Source organism: Nonlabens sp. Asnod3-A02 (assembly GCF_045063755.1).
Taxonomy (GTDB): Bacteria; Bacteroidota; Bacteroidia; order Flavobacteriales; family Flavobacteriaceae; genus Nonlabens; species Nonlabens xylanidelens.
In genome coordinates this window covers 197,600-216,114 of sequence record NZ_JBEFOC010000008.1, presented here as the reverse complement: position 1 = coordinate 216,114, position 18,515 = coordinate 197,600, and the positions used below count along the sequence as shown (strand labels likewise).

General features: G+C 34.4%; 19 protein-coding genes. 7 read left to right on the top strand and 12 right to left on the bottom strand.

From position 1 onward, the window contains the following. Window positions 1–22: 22 nt before the first annotated feature. Both ACJJVN_RS10950 and ACJJVN_RS10945 read right to left on the bottom strand, forming a co-directional pair. A complete protein-coding gene (locus ACJJVN_RS10950; protein ID WP_104513936.1) occupies window positions 23–1,396 on the bottom strand; it encodes a TolC family protein in 1,374 nt (457 codons plus the stop codon). Next, window positions 1,397–2,014: a TetR/AcrR family transcriptional regulator gene (locus ACJJVN_RS10945; protein ID WP_405370455.1), complete on the bottom strand. Its 618-nt coding sequence runs from the start codon at window positions 2,012–2,014 to the stop codon at window positions 1,397–1,399. 134 nt (window positions 2,015–2,148) lie between these two features. Between ACJJVN_RS10945 and ACJJVN_RS10940 the strand changes: the two genes are divergently transcribed. Beyond that, window positions 2,149–3,132 carry a polyprenyl synthetase family protein gene (locus ACJJVN_RS10940; protein WP_405379250.1) on the top strand — a complete coding sequence of 328 codons (984 nt, stop codon included), beginning with the start codon at window positions 2,149–2,151 and terminating at the stop codon, window positions 3,130–3,132. A gap of 85 nt (window positions 3,133–3,217) precedes the next feature. On the opposite strand, the gene ACJJVN_RS10935 is transcribed toward ACJJVN_RS10940, so the two are convergent. From ACJJVN_RS10935 to ACJJVN_RS10920, 4 genes are all read right to left on the bottom strand, one after another. Then, entirely contained in the window at window positions 3,218–4,828 is a 1,611-nt protein-coding gene (locus tag ACJJVN_RS10935; RefSeq protein WP_405378097.1) for an ATP-dependent DNA ligase, read from the bottom strand. Further along, complete coding sequence (locus tag ACJJVN_RS10930; protein WP_405378096.1) at window positions 4,825–5,922, bottom strand: ligase-associated DNA damage response exonuclease; 1,098 nt, start codon at window positions 5,920–5,922, stop codon at window positions 4,825–4,827. Before ACJJVN_RS10930 ends, ACJJVN_RS10935 begins: the two co-directional genes overlap by 4 nt. A 56-nt stretch (window positions 5,923–5,978) precedes the next feature. Next, a complete protein-coding gene (locus tag ACJJVN_RS10925) occupies window positions 5,979–6,488 on the bottom strand; it encodes a hypothetical protein (protein ID WP_405378095.1) in 510 nt (169 codons plus the stop codon). Window positions 6,489–6,588: 100 nt separating this feature from the next. After that, window positions 6,589–7,281, bottom strand: coding sequence for a hypothetical protein (locus ACJJVN_RS10920; protein ID WP_405378094.1), 693 nt, complete (start codon window positions 7,279–7,281; stop codon window positions 6,589–6,591). A gap of 253 nt (window positions 7,282–7,534) precedes the next feature. Between ACJJVN_RS10920 and ACJJVN_RS10915 the strand changes: the two genes are divergently transcribed. Both ACJJVN_RS10915 and ACJJVN_RS10910 read left to right on the top strand, forming a co-directional pair. Continuing rightward, window positions 7,535–8,473: an NAD-dependent epimerase/dehydratase family protein gene (locus ACJJVN_RS10915; RefSeq protein ID WP_405370461.1), complete on the top strand. Its 939-nt coding sequence runs from the start codon at window positions 7,535–7,537 to the stop codon at window positions 8,471–8,473. A 53-nt stretch (window positions 8,474–8,526) separates the two neighbouring features. Further along, window positions 8,527–8,952, top strand: a complete 426-nt coding sequence (locus ACJJVN_RS10910; protein ID WP_104513929.1) for a hypothetical protein — start codon at window positions 8,527–8,529, stop codon at window positions 8,950–8,952. Between the two features lie 10 nt (window positions 8,953–8,962). On the opposite strand, the gene ACJJVN_RS10905 is transcribed toward ACJJVN_RS10910, so the two are convergent. From ACJJVN_RS10905 to fbp, 5 genes are read right to left on the bottom strand one after another with little or no spacing between them, the layout of a single operon-like run. Next, entirely contained in the window at window positions 8,963–10,465 is a 1,503-nt protein-coding gene (locus ACJJVN_RS10905) for a response regulator (RefSeq protein WP_405378093.1), read from the bottom strand. Next, complete coding sequence (locus ACJJVN_RS10900; protein ID WP_405370463.1) at window positions 10,462–10,944, bottom strand: Rab family GTPase; 483 nt, start codon at window positions 10,942–10,944, stop codon at window positions 10,462–10,464. The genes ACJJVN_RS10905 and ACJJVN_RS10900 overlap by 4 nt, the downstream gene beginning before the upstream one ends. Window positions 10,945–10,949: 5 nt before the next feature. Then, entirely contained in the window at window positions 10,950–11,780 is an 831-nt protein-coding gene (locus ACJJVN_RS10895) for a cell envelope biogenesis protein OmpA (protein WP_405370465.1), read from the bottom strand. Window positions 11,781–11,786: 6 nt separating this feature from the next. Continuing rightward, window positions 11,787–12,140, bottom strand: a complete 354-nt coding sequence (locus ACJJVN_RS10890) for a fructose 1,6-bisphosphatase (protein ID WP_405370467.1) — start codon at window positions 12,138–12,140, stop codon at window positions 11,787–11,789. A 33-nt stretch (window positions 12,141–12,173) separates the two neighbouring features. Continuing rightward, window positions 12,174–13,184, bottom strand: coding sequence for a class 1 fructose-bisphosphatase (gene fbp / locus ACJJVN_RS10885; protein WP_405370468.1), 1,011 nt, complete (start codon window positions 13,182–13,184; stop codon window positions 12,174–12,176). Between the two features lie 115 nt (window positions 13,185–13,299). On the opposite strand from fbp, the gene ACJJVN_RS10880 reads away from it, so the two are divergent. The 4 genes from ACJJVN_RS10880 to ACJJVN_RS10865 are packed head-to-tail and all read left to right on the top strand — an operon-like array spanning window position 13,300 to window position 17,990. Then, the gene (locus ACJJVN_RS10880) at window positions 13,300–13,773 is read left to right on the top strand and encodes a GNAT family N-acetyltransferase (protein ID WP_405378092.1); all 474 of its coding nucleotides are present in this window, start codon (window positions 13,300–13,302) and stop codon (window positions 13,771–13,773) included. After that, the gene (locus tag ACJJVN_RS10875) at window positions 13,774–15,060 is read left to right on the top strand and encodes an aspartate kinase (protein ID WP_405378091.1); all 1,287 of its coding nucleotides are present in this window, start codon (window positions 13,774–13,776) and stop codon (window positions 15,058–15,060) included. A 49-nt stretch (window positions 15,061–15,109) separates the two neighbouring features. Next, entirely contained in the window at window positions 15,110–16,945 is a 1,836-nt protein-coding gene (locus ACJJVN_RS10870; RefSeq protein WP_405378090.1) for a GNAT family N-acyltransferase, read from the top strand. 13 nt (window positions 16,946–16,958) lie between these two features. Continuing rightward, the gene (locus ACJJVN_RS10865; protein WP_405378089.1) at window positions 16,959–17,990 is read left to right on the top strand and encodes a carboxypeptidase-like regulatory domain-containing protein; all 1,032 of its coding nucleotides are present in this window, start codon (window positions 16,959–16,961) and stop codon (window positions 17,988–17,990) included. A gap of 1 nt (window position 17,991) precedes the next feature. Here the strand turns inward: ACJJVN_RS10865 and ACJJVN_RS10860 are convergent, their stop codons facing one another. Next, a complete protein-coding gene (locus ACJJVN_RS10860) occupies window positions 17,992–18,426 on the bottom strand; it encodes a low molecular weight phosphatase family protein (RefSeq protein ID WP_104513919.1) in 435 nt (144 codons plus the stop codon). Window positions 18,427–18,515 lie beyond the last annotated feature (89 nt).

The following is an 18,515-nucleotide window of genomic DNA, read 5'->3' as shown; positions in this document are numbered from 1 at the left end:
GATATATAATTCTGTGGTGGTTTTATTTTTGTGTAGTAAATTCTGGGGTATTGAGAATAGTCTCAAGATTTGCTTTTTCATTGATCACGTCATACATACTTTGCAAGTAAGTAGATTGTGTACTGTACAGTTGTGTTTGCGCCTGCCTTAAGTCAAAGCTAGTGGCAAGACCTTCTCTAAATTTGATTTGGTTCTTATTCTCAATGCGCTCTGCCAGTTGTAAATTATCCCTACTCGTACTATAATTATCTATAGCAATTTGATAATTATTAAGAGCGGTTTGATAATTTAATCTTATTTCTTCCTTTGTACGGTCTAGGTCTGTAATCGATTGATCCCAAGCTATTTTTGCACGATCTGTTCTAGCCTGTCTACCTAGTGAACTAAAAATAGGAACTGATAAACTAATCCCAGCAACAGACTGCCCGAACCATTTATTATCTCCATCTAAAAATGTAAAATCATCATTAAATGAATTCACTCCATAGTTAACAAATCCAGATAGAGTAGGAAGAGCCTTTGCTCTTTCTAGTTTGTATTCTAGACGTCTTTGTTCTGTAAAATTAGATGCGATATTATAATCTGCATTTTTTTCTAATTCTAAGGTATTTGTGGTCATACTTGGGTCCATATTCTTAAGAGCCAGAGATGCTAGATTTTCTTTAAGACTAACAGACTTTTGTAAATCGATACCTAGAGCTAGTTTCAACATGTCTGTGGCAATATCTTCCTGACGTCTAGCGCTGTTCAATTGATTTTCTAGTTGAGATTTTGTGATTTTTAATTGCTCTACATCTTCTTCTTCGGCGAGACCATTTTCATAAATCTTTGTAGTTTCATTTAGATTTTTAGTCAGTGTCTCTAGATTGCGCTCAATAATAGATATGTTTTCTTGCGTAAGAAGCACACCACCATAAGCATTTATAATCCCTTTTCTTACTTCAAGCTTTGTCTTATTATTGGCGTTTTCTGAAAAGTCCAAAAAGGTTTTTGAAGCTTCTAACGCAACTATATAAGAACCGTCAAAGATTAATTGCCTTAACGTCGCTGTTAAAGTTGCACTCTGTTTAGGTGAAAATGTTACCGGTACAAACGTCCCTGGCGCACCGCCTACTAACTCTGCAGGTAATGGTGTGATAGGTTGTTTTATCTGGTAATTATAATTTGCACTACCATCTATTTGTGGCAATCCTGTAGCAGTAGTTTCCCATTTTTGTTTCAGTGCTTTTGCGATATCTCTTTTTGCATTTATCGCTTGGTAATTATTCTCTAGACCATAGGTTACAGCCTCTTCTAGTGTAAAGCTGTATGAATCTTGATTTGTAGCTTGTTGTGAGTACGCTTTCGCGAAAGCGAGAACACAAAAAACCCAAATGTATAATGATTTATAATTCATTTAATCGTGGTTTGTATTGGTTATTTTATTTAAAATTTTACGTCCCAAAGGAGTTACAATTCCTCTAAGATGGTATTCTAAGTACTGGTCGTGTAATGCAGCAGTAGGGTGTTTACTAGGTGGGAAAAGGTTTAAGTTTTTGATTCCTTGAATACCTACATAGTAAATACGGGCAATGAAATCTACATCTATATTGTCTCGATATAATCCTTTTTCTATACCTCTGGTAACGTTCTTTTTGATACAGTTTTCCATGTGGTCAAATTGCACCGCGGTAATTTTTTTATGTACCTCTGGATAGTATTTGTGGAGTTGATAGATAGGAGAACTCTCGTCACCCTTTAAATGTTCCATGACATAACGCTTAATGGTGTACAGTTCTTCAATAGCATTTTCTGTCTCACCTTCTATGATATGATCCACACCACTACATATATGATTGCACAAGTGTACAGAAGACTCTTCTACTAGCTGCCCTTTATTTTTAAAATGCGCATACAGGGTTTTCTTACTCATCCCTAATCTAGATGCGATCTCATCCATAGTCACACTTTTAAAGCCTAAGGTCAGGAATAGATCCAGAGAGGTTTCTAATATGTTTATTTTTGCTTCGCTCATTTATTTATTAAAGGGCGCAAAGATACGTCTAGGAAACTAACGAAACTCTAGAAGTTTCCTAAGTTTTACAATTTTTTAACAAGACAGTTCATATTTCTTATAAAATAGAACTGTTCATGGATTATTTTTACCGCATGAATGCATTAGAACACTTACGAATTACGTTTTTGGATCATCTTAAAAATAGAATCACAGAAAATGAGCCCGCAGGTCTTTATGATCCAGTTCATTACATACTTAGTTTAGGAGGTAAAAGAATAAGACCTTTATTAACTATGATGAGTGCAAAAATGTATGGCGCACCAGTTAATGACAGTCTTGACGCTGCAGTAGCGGTAGAGGTGTTTCATAACTTCACTCTTTTACATGATGATATTATGGATGCTGCAGACCTGAGAAGAGGTCAAGAAACGGTACATAAAAAATGGGATCTTAATACAGGTATTCTTTCTGGTGACGCGATGTTAATAATGGCTTATCGTTTATTTGAAGGGTATAATAAGGAGCAATTTTTTCAACTGCATAAAGTGTTTTCTAAAACAGCACTAGAGGTGTGTGAAGGACAACAGTATGATGTAGATTTTGAAACTCGTGACGATGTTACAGTTCCAGAATATTTGAACATGATTAAATTAAAGACATCTGTTCTTGTAGGTTGTGCATTACAAATGGGTGCTATTATAGCTGGTGTTAAAGAAGAAGAGCAACAGCTTATTTATAATTACGGTATTCATTTAGGTCTTGCGTTCCAGTTAATGGATGATTATCTAGACGCATTTGGTGATCCAGCAACCTTTGGTAAAGAGGTAGGTGGTGATATACGAGAGAATAAAAAGACATACTTATACCTAAGAAGTATAGAAAATGAAGATTGCGCAACAGAATTAAAAGAATGGTTTGCTATCGATCAAGAAAAATTAAATGAAGATCAAATTGAAGAAAAGAAAGAAATAGTAAAAATCTTTTTTGAAGCAAGTGGTGGGGCAGCAGCAACCCTAGATGCTATTAAATTTTATACGGACGAGGCGCTTTCTATTATAGAAACTCTTTCTATAAGTGATGACAGTAAAAATGAATTAAAGAAATTTTCACTGGATTTGATGAGTCGTGTGAGTTAGAAAAAAAATTTTGCTCTATATGGAGAGTTTTATATCAAAAAAGGGTGGATTTATTCCACCCTTTTTTAATGTCAGTTTATTCATTTTAGGGTATCAAAGCTTTTAAATCATCTAATGTATTTGCCTCTTCCATGGGTTTATCTGTACGCCATCTTACTATTCTAGGGAAACGTGTTGCAACACCGGATTTATGCCTTTTACTAGGTGCAATACCTTCAAAAGCTATTTCAAAAACATGATGCGGTGTTACAGATCTTACTGGGCCAAAACGTTCTAACGTATTTTTCTTAATCCAGGCATCTATTTTTCTAAACTCGGCATCAGTTAAACCGCTGTATGCTTTTGCAAACGTGACTAGCTCTCCATCCTGCCATAAACCAAAGGTGTAATCTGTAAATAAATTTGCTCTTCTACCATGACCTCGCATAGCATAAGTAAGCACTGCGTCTATAGAAAAGGGATCTGTTTTCCATTTCCACCAGTCGCCTTTTTTACGACCTACTAGATAAGGACTGTCTTTTCTTTTAATCATTAACCCTTCAGATCTTTTTTCTCTTGCGAGATGGCGCTCTGCAGCCATGTCTTTCCAAGAAGTAAAATTCATAGTTTCTGATAGAAGTAAAGGTGTCTTATCTTCTTGTGGCAATGTTTCTTCTTTTTTGTTGAGGTCCAAAACTAGCTTGTCGAGTATTGCTCTTCTTTCTATGAAAGGCATTTCTCTTAAATCTTTTCCTTTCCACTCTAGTAAATCATAAGCTACGATTACTACAGGAACATCTTTTAATAGTTTTTTACCAACGGTTTTACGACCTATTCTTGTTTGTAGATCGTTAAAATTCATAATAACACCATCTTTAAACGGTAGTATCTCTCCATCGATCACAGTACCATTGGGAATTACATCTAGAAATCTTTGAAACTCTGGGTATTTGTCGGTTACTAATTCTTCACCTCGCGACCATACAAATAGCTCATTTGCACGTATAATAGTTTGCGATCTTATTCCATCCCATTTATGCTCTGCGCTCCATTCATGAACATCGCCTAGATCGTTTACTTCACCTTCAATAGCATAAGCAAGATAAAACGGATAAGGTTTACCACGCATAGCAACTTCATTATCTTCAAAAACAAGCTCTTGAAATGTTGTGTTTTCTCCTGTCCAGCTACCCATAAGTTTATGGGCAAGAATGTCTTTGTCTATACCAGTAGCACTAGCCAGCGCTCTAGTCATTAATTTTTGAGAAACGCCAATTCTAAAACCACCAGTGAGAATTTTATTGAACACAAAACGCTCATAATAATTAAGTTGTAGCCAGTTGCTTTGAAGGTATTCTCTTTTCTCTTGTTCGTCCTTAGATTTTAAGTCTATGATCTCCTTAATTATTTGTGATAGACTTTTATCGCTAGACTCGTTTGTGGTAGGCAGTATAAGCGCAATAGTTTCTGCTAGATCGCCTACTATATGGTAGCTTTCTTCAAATAACCACATAGGTACACCGCTTATTTGAGTAGCCCATTCTCTCATTAAGGTAGTGTTCACAGGTCGTTTAGGTCTTCTATGTGATAGAATGGCAATAGTCCATAATTTATCCTCGTCGCTGGCTATTTTAAAATACTCGGTAAGCGCTGCGACTTTAAGATTAGTTTTATTAGTACCATCTATGGTTCTTATAAGTTCTGCAAATTGCTTCATGACTCTGTATTTGAATTAGAAGATAATGTAGAGTCTGTAATTTCTTTTTCAACTAGATCCAGTTTAGCATCTGTAGATGTGTCTTCTTCACTTGCATTTGATTCACCGTTTTCTCCTTCATATTGAGTGCGCTCACTAATTGCATTTAATCCTTTTTCTTCTCTTAAGAAACGAGCAAAAATATCTTGATATCCATGTGTTGTTATTACGTTTTCACAACCAGTTGCTTCTATGCTATTGAGTAAACCATCCCAATCACAGTGATCAGAAAGAACAAAACCTTTATCTATAGCTTTTCTACGGCGTGCACCTCTAAAGGTCATCCATCCACTAGCACTTGCGGTAACATAAGGGACCATTTTTCTCATCCATGCACTTCCATGAGCACTAGGTGGTGCGATAACTATGTTACCTGCAATTTCTTCTTTTGTAGTTTCTCTAGTTATTAAATGCGTAGGAGGAAAATTAATTTGCTCTCTTAGTACCTCAGTCATTTTAAAAACCGCACCATGACAGTAGATTTTCATTTGTGAAGTGTCTAGATGTTTAATTATGCGTTGTGCTTTACCTAGTGAGTAGGCAAAGAGAATAGAAGTCTTCTTTTCTGCATGATTTTGTGCACACCATAGATTTATATCTTCCATAACCTGTTGCTGTGGTCTCCATTTAAAAGCAGGTAAACCAAAGGTGCATTCTGTTATAAATGTATCACACTTTATAGGTTCATAAACGGTAGAAATACCGTCGTCTTCTGTTTTATAATCTCCAGTAAATAACCAGACTTCTCCTTTATGTTCTACTCTTATTTGAGAAGATCCTGGAATATGGCCGGCAGGATGAAAAGAGAACTTTACATTATTAATTGAAAAACTATCGTTGTAATTTACTCCTGACACATCTATGTCGCCCAGTCGGTGACTTATTATAGGAACATTATCATTTTGAGTAATGTACTTTTTATGACCCCATCTAGAATGGTCTGCATGGCCGTGTGTGATTAGCGCCTTTTCTACCGGCTGCCATGGGTCTAGATAAATTCCTGCAGGTTTGCAATAGATACCTTTATTGGTAAACTGTAATAATGCTTTACTCATGTCATAAAGTTAAATGACATAAGCCTTAATATCGATGGATTAAGAGAAGTTTATAATTAAACCTTATCAGGATCTAAATCTGCTTTTAAATCTTCTAAAGTTTCTCTATTGCTTGATTCAAATTCGTTTTTAAACCAATTCATTTGATCGGTAAGCTGGTCTAGTGCCGTTATGATATCGTTGTATTTTCTTTGTGAATCTTCAGGAGTTTTAATGCGGTAACCTAGGTAAGATTTATAAATACTTAACCTCGTTTTTAAAACCAGCATGCGAGATAATATAGTCTGGTCATTAAACGCACTGTCCTCTAGCTTTAACATTTTATCTACGTGATCTATAAGTTCGTTAGTCATACCTATAGAATGATCGTAATTTTCTAATCCAGTGATTAAATTCTGGTAGTCCACCCATTTAAGAGCTTCTTTTTGTGCTTCACCTACTAGTGCCATTTTAGTCACACTTAAATTCATAGTTGAATAATCAATTTGATTTGATTTTGTAGATACATCTGCCGGTGCAGGTCTACAGGCTACTATTAAAAAAAGAAATAAAATTGATAAACGCATAGATAGATAACGATGAAATGCAAATATGATTATAATATAAACAAAAAAAAAGTGCTGTAACGCGTACAGCACTTTTAATAAATAATAGTTCAGGGAAGTATTATTTGTCTTTCATTTCTTCATTGTACTCTTCAGTAGCGTCTAGATACCTCTCTGTAGTAGTTTGATTTCTACTGCTGTTTATTTCTTCCATGTATTCTTCCATCGCGTCTTTTTTATTATCTATAAATTTTTCACGTGCTTGTACCATTTCTTTTTCTAGATCGTCAAAGGCTTCTTGAATTTTCTCTATGTTCTTTTTGTTATTCTTTTCAGATGCTTTTTTACCTACCATCTCTTCTTCATATTCTTTGATCTCTTTTTCTACGTCTTCTATAGCGTCATTCACATCATCTACATGTAAATATTCAGGGATGCTAGTCTTAAAACTGTTGAAAGAAGCTCTTAATGACTCACTTTTCATTTTTACGTTATCAGCACTAGATTCTTTAAGGTCTGTAAAGCTTGTTCTTAAATTATTATAAGCATCGTATCCTTTAATAGATACTATTTTGCCATCTTTTACCTCTACATTGCTCTCAAAATCGTTTGCCATTTGTGTAGCTTGCTCTTCTGTATAAGAAACAGTTTTGTCCATTGCATTTTCGGTATTGTTCATCATGTCTTCTGTAGAATTTTCTACTTCGTTCATCACGTCATCAGAAATGTCGGCCATTTTTTCTTTTTCACTCTCTTTACATGCAGTTAATACTGATGCTGCTGCAAATACAGCGGCTATTATCGTCTTTTTCATAATTGTTTGATTTGTTGGTACAAAATTACAATGCCTTACCAGCTCTAGAATCAGTTTTATAGGTAATTGATTGTTAATTAATCAGTGGTATTCATAATTTATTTAACAATAAACATATTTTATGTGTAAATTTTATTAAAATGATTGATTTATGTGTATTCCGCTTTCGCGAAAGCGAGATATTTATAACAATTAGAATAAATCTAAGAATTGCATGTTTAATGTCTTCTTATCTTTGTGAAAAAATATACAAATGCCGACTAAAGTATTAGTAATAGGTGCCTGCGGGCAAATAGGTACAGAGCTTACCATGCGATTGAGAGAGATTTATGGAGGTGAGCAGGTGGTTGCTAGTGATATACGTGAGGGAAATGAAGAGTTAATGTCTTCTGGTCCTTTTGAGACGCTAGATGCTATGAATAAAAGCCAGATAGAAGATATATGTCTTCATTATGAAATTAATGAAGTGTATTTAATGGCTGCCATGTTAAGTGCTACTGGAGAAAAATTCCCTAAAAAAGCATGGAGTCTTAACATGGATTCTTTAATGCACGTGCTGGATATAGCAAAAGAAGGTAAGGTAGATAAGGTTTTCTGGCCGTCTAGTATAGCTGTTTTTGGACCTACTACACCTAGAGAAAATACAGGACAACATACGGTTATGGAACCTACCACGGTTTATGGTATAAGTAAGCAAACTGGTGAAAGATGGTGTGAGTACTATTCTAATAAGTATGGAGTGGACGTTAGGTCTATTAGATACCCTGGTCTTATTTCTTGGAAAACATTACCTGGTGGTGGTACTACAGACTATGCGGTAGATATTTTTCATAAAGCTGTTGCAGAGGGTTCTTATGATTGTTTTCTTAAAGAAGACACTGCTTTACCTATGATGTATATGGAAGATGCGGTAAGAGCAACTATAGAAATTATGCGTGCGCCTTTAAAAGAGATTAAGGAGCGTTCTTCTTATAATTTATCTGGTATGAGTTTTACTCCTACTGCTATTGCTGAGGAGATTAAAAAGCATATTCCAGAATTTACTATAGAATATAATCCAGATTTTAGACAAGAAATTGCAGACAGCTGGCCTAGTTCTATTGATGACAGCGCAGCAAGAGAGGACTGGAACTGGAAACATGAGTATGACCTTGATAATATGGTTACAGAAATGCTATCTCACCTTAAATAATTAGAAAGTTCTACAAGAGCTATCCTTATATTTGCAATAATTAAATAAAGATTATGTCGTTTTCAAGTTTATTTGAATCTGGAGAAAGTGCCAGAAATAAAAGTCATTTTGCAACTTTGGTAAATCTAGCCCAAGTGTCTGGAATGCATGAAGAAGAAAAAGTAGTGTTGAGTCGTTTTAAAGCGATCTTAGATATCTCTGATGCTGACTATGATAAGATAGTAGAAAATCCTAAAGCTTATCCTGTAACGCCTCCTAATACATCAGAAGAACGCATCCAGTGGTTGCATGATCTTTTCAAAGTAGTATTTGCAGACCACCATATGGAAGAGGCAGAGCATATTCTGTTGAAAAAATATGCTACTGCATTAGGTTATAATGATGAAGATGCTGAATACCTAGTAGAGCGTTCTATTCAAATATTTAATGGACATCTTAATCTTGAGGATTATAGACACTTATTAAACAAAGACAGATAAATTCCTGTTCTTAAAGGAATTTTTTAAGATTGAGCCTTTTATAGATGGTGTTTAATAACTCGTCATCTGTATAAGGCTTTTTTACTACATCTTTAAATCCTGCCTTGCGGTAAGTTGCAATGTCTTCTTTACTTGTGCGCACGGTTAATGCGATAATAGGAATACTCTTATTCTTATCGTTTGCAAACTCTTTAATAATACCTATTAATTCTACGGCATCTATCTGAGAGATGCTAGAAGATATTAGAATAAGGTCATATTCATGCTTTTCTACAGCTTCTAATAATTCTCTAGGGTCTTTATATACTACGGTGTCAAAGTTACCTGTACTCACAAGTACCTTTAAGGCGGTAAATTGTGTAGTGCTATTTTGGTCTGCAATAAGAACTCTTACTTTATCTGTAAAGTTATATTGTTGTGCTGTTTTAGTTTCTTTAACCGGTATTTCTACGTTGTGTAATGGAAAAGAGACTCTTATGTTTATAATTTGCTCAGTACTATTGTTGTCTATTTTTTTAATAGAAATACTACCGTCCATTAGATCTACTAACTCTCTAACTATAGAAAAAGATAGTCCTTCTGGTTCTATTTTTTCTATATCTTTAACTAGGTGTCGGTTTTCTAGATCTTCTGGAACAAGTCCTTGATGGTGTACGACAAATCTTAAACTAGATTTACCAGCTCTTCTGTTGTTTTCTGAAATTTCTAATTTAATCTTATTACCGCTATTGTACAATAAAGCGTTTTCAATAAGATTACTTATAATTTGTTCTATTCTCCTTTTATCTCCTATTAAAAATTCAGGAACATCTTGTGAGACACTCATCTCAAAAATATTACTGGAGATACTTATTTTTGAACTGAAATTAAGGTGAATGCTTTCTATTAATTCTAGAAAAGAAAAAGGAGTGTTTATAATCTCTGGTTTTCCTTTTTTAAGTTGAGAAAGCTCTATAATATCGTCCATTAATTTTCTAAGCTTATCGCTTTGTTCATTAACAGCCTCGACTAATTTAGTTTGATCTAGATTTAATTCTCCTTTAAGTAATAGAGAGGAAAAGGCACTTATTAAAGTGAGTGGACTTCTCACCTCGTGTGCAAAATTCTGTATAAATTTAGTTTTAAACGCTTCTTTTTCATGAAGCATGTTGTTCTTTAATTCAAGAACTTCATTAAATATAAGGGACTCGTTACGCTTTTGTGCGATCTTTTGAATACGATCATAAAAGTCTGTGCGATCTCTTAAAATAATTACTCCTGTATTATCCTTATGAGTGATTACCTCTATATCATAAGAATGGTCGAACATGTTGACACAATCTAATTTTATGTGATCAGATTTGTGATCGAAATAAGTAATAAGAGATTCAAAAAAAGGATGAACATCTACTATTTGTGTTCCTTCAGTAAACTTTATTAAATTTTGGTCTGACTTTTTGATCCTACCTTGATCATCAATTGCTATAAATTGTACTTTTACTATAAAGTCTTTGTTGCTTTTATCTGGTATCATGCGATAAGCATTTTTGCCATTCTTTCAAATAAGCGTTGCACGTTGTTTCCTTCTTTTGCACTTATAAGTAAGTCTAAGAAGTCCATTTCTTCTTTCATTTGCGCTATGCTACCTTTGGCAAGTAAATCTGTTTTGTTTCCTACTGCTATTATAGGCACATTGCCGAATTGTTCGTTCAGGTATGTTTTATGAGCCGCTAGATTCTCATATGTTTTAGGTCTAGTAATATCTGTAACGTAGATAAAACCATGAGTTCCTAGTAAATAGGCTTTTCTTATTTCTTCTATATCGTCAGTACCTTCTGTATCCCAGATGATAAGGTTTACTATGTTTTCCTGTATTTCTACAGTCTTCTTTAGTATATGTACACCTATAGTAACTTTGTAATCTTCAGAAAAAGTCTCGTCCACAAAACGACGTATAAGCGACGTTTTACCTACTCCAAAACTTCCTACTATAACTATTTTTTTTGATGTCATCTTATTTATTCCTCTGTGAATTTGTATGTTTTAAATCTGTCTAGTAATAAAGCTTCTAGAGCATCTCTATCGTGTAAGATACTTTTTTTGCTTATATCTTCACTAATTTCAAAATTAAAATTTTCTAATTCGTTTTCTAATCTTTCTGTAAATGTCCCACTTACTGCAGATGCAATGTAGTATTTGTGAAAACTATGTAGGTGTATTTCATAGAGATCGTATTCAATAGACTGAAGATCGTGATGGGTTTCTTTAAAAGCATCTTCTACAAATGCTTTTATGGCTGTAAGCATACCGCTTATCATGTCCTCATCTACAGTTTCTTTAGTCTGGTAGCTGCCTAAGAGTATTCCAGAACCTTTTTCTATAACAAATATTTGTTCTACATGTGCTTTGGCCAGGGCACTTATGATCATGTCATTTTCTTTAACGCCACTAAATAGCGCCATGAATTTTCTTTTGATTCCTTTACTAGAAAAAGCTTCTTTGGTAGACTTATCTATGCTTTCTGATAGCATCTTGATCTCATTAGAGATGTATTTTTTTATCATTTTACCCAGTATAGGGTATAAAGCTTCTACCACTTCGTCTTTTGACTCTTCTATTTGAACTTTAAGACTCTTTGTGATTACGGGACCTAGTGTTTTCGGAATGTTCAGGGTGTACTTTTCCAGCTCTTCTTGTATGATGGGTGTCACTTTTGCAGAAAGTTTTTCTCTCTCTCTAATAGTTTCTTCTAGAATAGAAATTTTATTAGAGATACTCTCAGTAAGCTGTCTGTCATCAGTAAGTAAAAGAGTGCGTAATAAGTCTAGCTTATCATCCTGATTAATCATTCACTTTTAGGCTTTTATCTTTTTACCTAACTCAATTAATGCTTCACCTAACATAGAGCGACTAGTTTTATCGTCTTCTATGCTCTCTAGTCTATCTTCCATTTTAGATTCTAAATCTGTAATACGGATGTTTAAATCTGTAGATAGGCTATCTATGCTTTTATTCAATTCTTCACGAGTATCATCGATCATCTCGTTCAGCTCCTGACGTTTAGCTAAAAGGTCTTTCTTTAAAAGATCAAATTCAGAGTCATACTGTTGTATGTTTTCTCCAAAGATGAGGTTCTTTATCGCTTCAAGTTTAGAACTGCTATCTATAGATATTGCTGGTTCTTCTGCCTGTGATTTGTTATGGGCCATAAGGTTAATATTAATAGGCTAATTTAAGTAAAATTATCGAGGATATTTAGTCATGAATTCCTCTGCTTTTGAAACCATGTTTTTACTACCACAAAAGAAAGGTACTCTCTGGTGTAATTCAGTAGGTTTAAGGTCTAGAATTCTTTCATGTCCATCACTAGCACTACCGCCAGCTTGCTCTGCTATAAAAGCCATAGGATTACATTCATAAAGCAATCTCAGTTTTCCTTCCTTTGCTTTGGAACTCCTAGGGTACATATAAATACCACCCTTGATCATATTACGGTGTATGTCACTAACTAGACTACCTATATACCTGCTTGTATAAGGTCTGTCGCCTTCTTCGGTCTGACAGTATTTGATGTAATCTTTAACGCCTTGAGGGAAATGACTGTAGTTACCTTCATTTACACTATAGATATTTCCATCATCTGGAAAAGTCATGTTAGGGTGAGATAAGTAATAAGTACCTAGCGATGGGTTAAGTGTAAAACCATTAACACCGTTACCAGTAGTATATACTAACATGGTAGAAGTACCGTAAATTATGTAACCAGCCGCAACCTGCATATTACCAGGTTGTAAAAAATCCTCTAGTTGTACAGGTGTTCCTACCGGTGTAATTCTTCTATAAATAGAAAAAATAGTACCTACAGATACGTTTACATCGATGTTAGAACTACCATCCAGTGGGTCCATAGCAACCACGTATTTGTTACCGTGATCATTGCGCTGCCCTTCTATGGTGATAAAATCATCATTTTCTTCACTAGCGATACCACAAACTATTTGCCTGTTAGTTAGTGTTCTTATAAATGTGTCGTTTGCAAATACATCTAGCTTCTGCTGGTCTTCACCTTGAGTGTTAATTTCACCAGCACTACCAGTTATATCTACTAGGCCAGCTTTGTTAACTTCGTGGTTGACCATCTTTGCAGCAAGCCTGATAGAGTTGATCAGTCTAGAGAGTTCTCCACTACTGTATTGAAAGTCATTTTGGTTTTCAATAATAAATTCTCCTAAGGATTGATTCTTTGTAGCCATAATTTGATAAGTTGTGCAAATATCTTAATAAAAACGCTGCCCCTACAACGTTGTATAGGATAGTTTTTAGATTTCTTTAAAATTGGTCAATTATATTTACATCAAAATTCACCTTATGATAGAAGTTAGAGAGGCCGTTAAAGAAGATTTCCCTAGAGTTATTGAGCTTATTACAGAGCTTGCTGTTTTTGAAAACGAGCCCGATGCTGTAGATATTACTGTAAAAGATCTAGAAGAACACGGGCTAGGTGAGTCCAGTTTATTTAAATGTTTTGTAGGTTTACATGAAGGTCAGATAGAAGGAATAAGTTTGTGTTATCCACGTTTTTCTACATGGAAAGGTAAAACCATTCATCTAGAAGATCTAATAGTTACAGAAAAAATGAGAGGTAAAGGCCTAGGTAAAGCGCTTTATGATAAGGTAATGCACTATGCTTATGATCAAAATGTGGGTCGTGTAGAATGGGTAGTTTTAGACTGGAATACTAACGCTATAGAATTTTATAAAAAGTCTGGAGCTACTATTGATAAAGAATGGTACCTAGCTCAAATGGATAAAAAATCATTAAAAGCTTACATTAACAAATAGATGAGGATATTTAAATTTGGTGGTGCGTCAGTAAAAGATGCCTCAGCAGTGCGCAACGTTTTAAATGTATTGCAAACTACAGGTATAGAAGATTTAGGTATAGTGGTTTCTGCAATGGGAAAAACTACTAATGCTCTAGAAGTTATTATCGCTACCTATCAAGATAATAATGCCAGTTATCTCTCGCTTATTGACGATTTGTATAACCAACATTTAAAAATTATTGAAGATCTAGAGGTGCCAGTACCTGGTATGGAAGATTTATGGTTGTCTCGCTTTCGCGAAAGCGGAATTAAAAAAGACATAAAAGCAATAATAGAGTCTCTCAAAGGTGAAATGCTGCGCAATCAGAGTAAAAATTATAGTTTTCTATACGATCAAGTCGTGTGTCATGGAGAGTTGCTTTCTACAAAGATAGTTGCTGCTTTTATGAATGCTTGTGGTATTCCTACGGTGTGGAAAGACGCCAGACAATTGATAAAAACAGATCATAAATATCGTGATGCTGGTGTGGACTGGAAAAAAAGCGGAAAACTCATATCTCAATCCTGTCAGGGACAATTGTTCATTACACAAGGTTTTATAGGGTCTGATGATAATGGTTTTACCACAACACTAGGTAGAGAAGGTAGTGATTACACTGCAGCTATTCTTGCCTACTGTCTTAATGCAAAAAACGTGACTATATGGAAAGATGTTCCTGGTGTTCTCAATGCAGATCCTAGAGTTTTTAAAAACACCGTTTTACTTAATAAAATGCCTTATAACGAGGCGATAGAATTAGCATTTTACGGTGCGTCTGTGATACATCCTAAAACATTACAACCATTACAAGGTAAGAAGATACCTCTTTATGTAAAATCTTTTATTAATCCTACAAAAGAGGGTACGGTCATTACGTCTGTAGAGACTATAGAGCCTTTGATACCTTGTTATATTGTGAGAAAAGAAATGGTTTTTCTCAAGATTTCTTCTAGGGATTTTAGTTTTATAGGAGAGAATAATATATCTGATATTTTTCAAGAACTAAGCGTTCATAAAATGCAAGTAGGGCTGTTGCAAAACAGTGCAATTAGTTTTTCAATTTGTGTAGAAGATAAATATCATAAAATTAATGAGCTAGTTAACGATCTAGAATCGCGTTATAAAGTGAGTTATGTAGAAGATGTATCACTCTATACAGTAAGACATTATGATGGAGATTCTGTAGAAATGATAGAGTCAGATAAAAAAGTTTTATTGAAGCAACGTGCACAAGAAACACTTCAGTTGATCGTTAAGGAATAGTCGGTTTACAATTATCTTATATTTGTAAACTTATTACTAACCAACTTTTATGGGAATTGTTAATGCAAAAGAGGTAGCCAAAGCTATCAATATAGATAAGTACGGTTTTCTAGGTACCCTAGGAGGCTGGTCACTTATGAAGTTATTGCGCATCTCTACTCTTAATAAGTTATACAATAGACACAAGGATAAAAGTTCTACAGTATTTTTAAATGCACTTCTAGAAGATTTAAAAATTGAGTTTGAAATTCCTGAAGAAGATTTAAGACGTATTCCTAAAACAGGTGCGTTTATAACTATTTCTAATCATCCACTAGGTGGAGTAGATGGTATTCTTCTTTTAAAACTTCTTTTAGAACGCAGGCCTGATTATAAGATAATAGCAAATTTTTTACTGCACCGTATAGAGCCGTTAAAGCCTTATATAATGCCTGTAAATCCATTTGAAGATCATAAAGATGCAAAGTCTAGTACGGCTGGTTTTATGCAGGCTATTAGGCATTTAAAAAGTGATTTGCCTCTAGGTATCTTTCCTGCTGGAGAGGTGTCAACCTATAAGGACGGTACACTTATGGTAGATAAAAAATGGGAAGAAAGCGCTATGAAATTAGTTCAAAGAGCTGAGGTGCCTGTTATTCCTATTTACTTTCATGCAAAAAATAGTCAGTTATTTTACAGACTTGCAAAATTATCGTCCGTTTTTAGAACTGCAAAATTACCGTCAGAAGTTTTATCACAAAAACGACGTGTGATTAAAGTGAGGATAGGAAACCCTATTTCTGTTAAAGCACAAAAAGAACACAACAGGCTAGAAGACTTTACAGACTTCTTACGCAAGAAAACGTATATGCTCTCTAAGGCATATGATAAGGAAGCTAAGAAGTTAAGCGACATTCCTAAAACTATTAAATTACCTAAAACGCCTAAAAAAATTATCGATACAGTAGATCAAAACGCGATGATTAAAGAGGTGGAAAAGCTTCGTAAAAAAGGTGATAAACGATTATTAGAATCTAAGAACTACGAGGTTTTCTTAGCTAGAAAAAATGATATCCCTAATATTCTTAAGGAATTAGGTAGGTTAAGAGAGATTACCTTTAGAGCGATAGGAGAAGGGACTAATAACGCTACAGATCTAGATCATTATGACGAGTACTACCATCAAATGTTTTTATGGGATCGCGATGCAAACCGTATTGCAGGAGCATACCGTATGGGTATGGGTAGTGAGATAAGTAAAGCTTATGGGTTAGAAGGTTTCTATCTTAATGAGTTATTTAAATTTGAGCCAGAGCTGCATAAAATGATGAGCGAGTCCATAGAAATGGGGCGCGCTTTTATTATAAAAGAATACCAGTTAAAGCCTATGCCTTTATTCCTTTTATGGAAAGGTATCGTGCATTGTACTCTTAGATTTCCCGAGCATAAATATCTAATAGGTGGTGTGAGTATCAGTAATAAGTTTTCTAATTTCTCTAAGTCATTGATGATAGAGTTTATGAAGAGTAATTACTACGATCCTTATGTGGCGCAGTACATTACACCAAAACAAGAGTTTAAAGTAAAGCTAGAAGATGCCGACAAGGATTTTATATTTGACGAGAGCGAGGCAGATCTTAATAAATTTGACAAAATCATTGACGAGTTAGAGCCTAACGAGTTAAGATTACCGGTATTAATAAAGAAGTACGTAAAGCAAAACGCAAAAGTGGTAGCTTTTAATGTAGATCCTTTATTTAATAATGCAGTAGATGGATTGATGTATATACGTATAGCAGATTTACCAGAAAGTACTGTAAAGCCAGTCTTAGAAGAATTTCAGGCAGAGATGGAATCTAAATATTTTTCTAAGCAGGATGATGATAAAGTAGAAGATAAATCTTAAACAGAATTATACTTTGAATTTTAAATTTTTATTACTCTTAATTCTCCCACTTTCTCTAAGTGCACAGCAAATAAAAGGAACCGTTTACGACGCTGTGACTAATGAAACACTTGCATCTGTAAATGTCTATTTTTCTGGAACATCAAAAGGTACTATCACTGATTTTGATGGGAATTTTGAAGTTCCTTATTATGATAATAGTCAAAGTGTTTTTACAATTAGCTTATTAGGTTATGTCTCTCAATCTTTTAATGACCCTTTACATACAGATTTTTCTAACATAAGATTACAACCTAAAGTAGGAGAATTGCCAGCTGTATTTCTTAATCCAGATCCATGGAGTAGAGAGAAGAAAGAACAATATTTTATCAAACAGTTCTTAGGAACTACTTTAATTGCAAAGCAGTGTACCATTCTTAATCTAGATAAAATTAAGATGAGGTTTAATCCATCTACCGGTAAGATGATAGCCTTTGCTCAAGAACCAGTATTGATAGAAAACAGAGATTTAAATTACCTTGTAACTTATGATTTAACCGATTTTGAGATTACGTTTGAAAGTATAAGCTTAGATAATATGCGTATTACTGGTGATTTTGAAACTCCTACTCATAGAATGGTGTCTTCTTTCTTTGTAGGTAGAGCTTTTTTTAAAGAGTTAGATGAGAGTAAAGCTAATAAAGGTTGGGTAAAACGCCACCGCAAGCGAGCTTATAAAGTGTCAGAGGTGCGTTTATTTAAATTAATGGCTTTAGGAGAGTTTGAAAAAGAGGGTTATAAGTTGTTCTTCAAAAGAAAAAAGGTCTCTTTTGATAAACATGTGAGGAGTAGAAAGCGAGGTGATAAGTATCTATTAGATTTTAGAGAGACTCAATATGATATTATGGATTCTAAGAATTTCCAGTCTGCGATATATTTAGAAGACCCTACATTAATAGTTTCTGGATCTGGTAATGTGATTAATTACCATGTACTCAAAACAGGTGGTTTTGTATCTTATTTAAAAGTGTCTGGTATGCTGCCTCTAGATTATGAATTAAAGTAATCTAGTCTTTCTTTATTTTCTTTTGCAAGTGATTTTCTGCGAATTCAATACAGTAATTTTGTAATTCCTTACGACTCGCTTTAAATGCTTGTTTAACTTCTTTGTTAGTACCGTTTACTTCATCAAGGTTATCCATGTCCAGATGGAATATTTGAGCTCTTTTAGCAGTTTTAACAGCTAGGTCATTTGCTTTTCTAGAAAAAGTAAATATATAGTCAAAGGTGATTTCTTCTATATCTTCAAAACTCTTTCTTGATTGTTCTACTGGTATACCTAAAGAGTCCATAACCTTAAGAGTCATCTCGTTTATAGGTAAAGGTTTTAAACCGGCACTAATTACCTTCGTTTTCTTGGAACTGTAATAGTCTAAAAACCCTTGAGCCATAGGCCCTAATGTAGAGTTAGTGGTACTGAGAACTAATATTTTTAAAGCCATGTGTTGAACATTCTAACCTCTGGTAGTTGTAATGTTAAGGCAAAGTTAAGACCATTAATTCGTGCATACAAAAAAAGGCCTTAAACTTA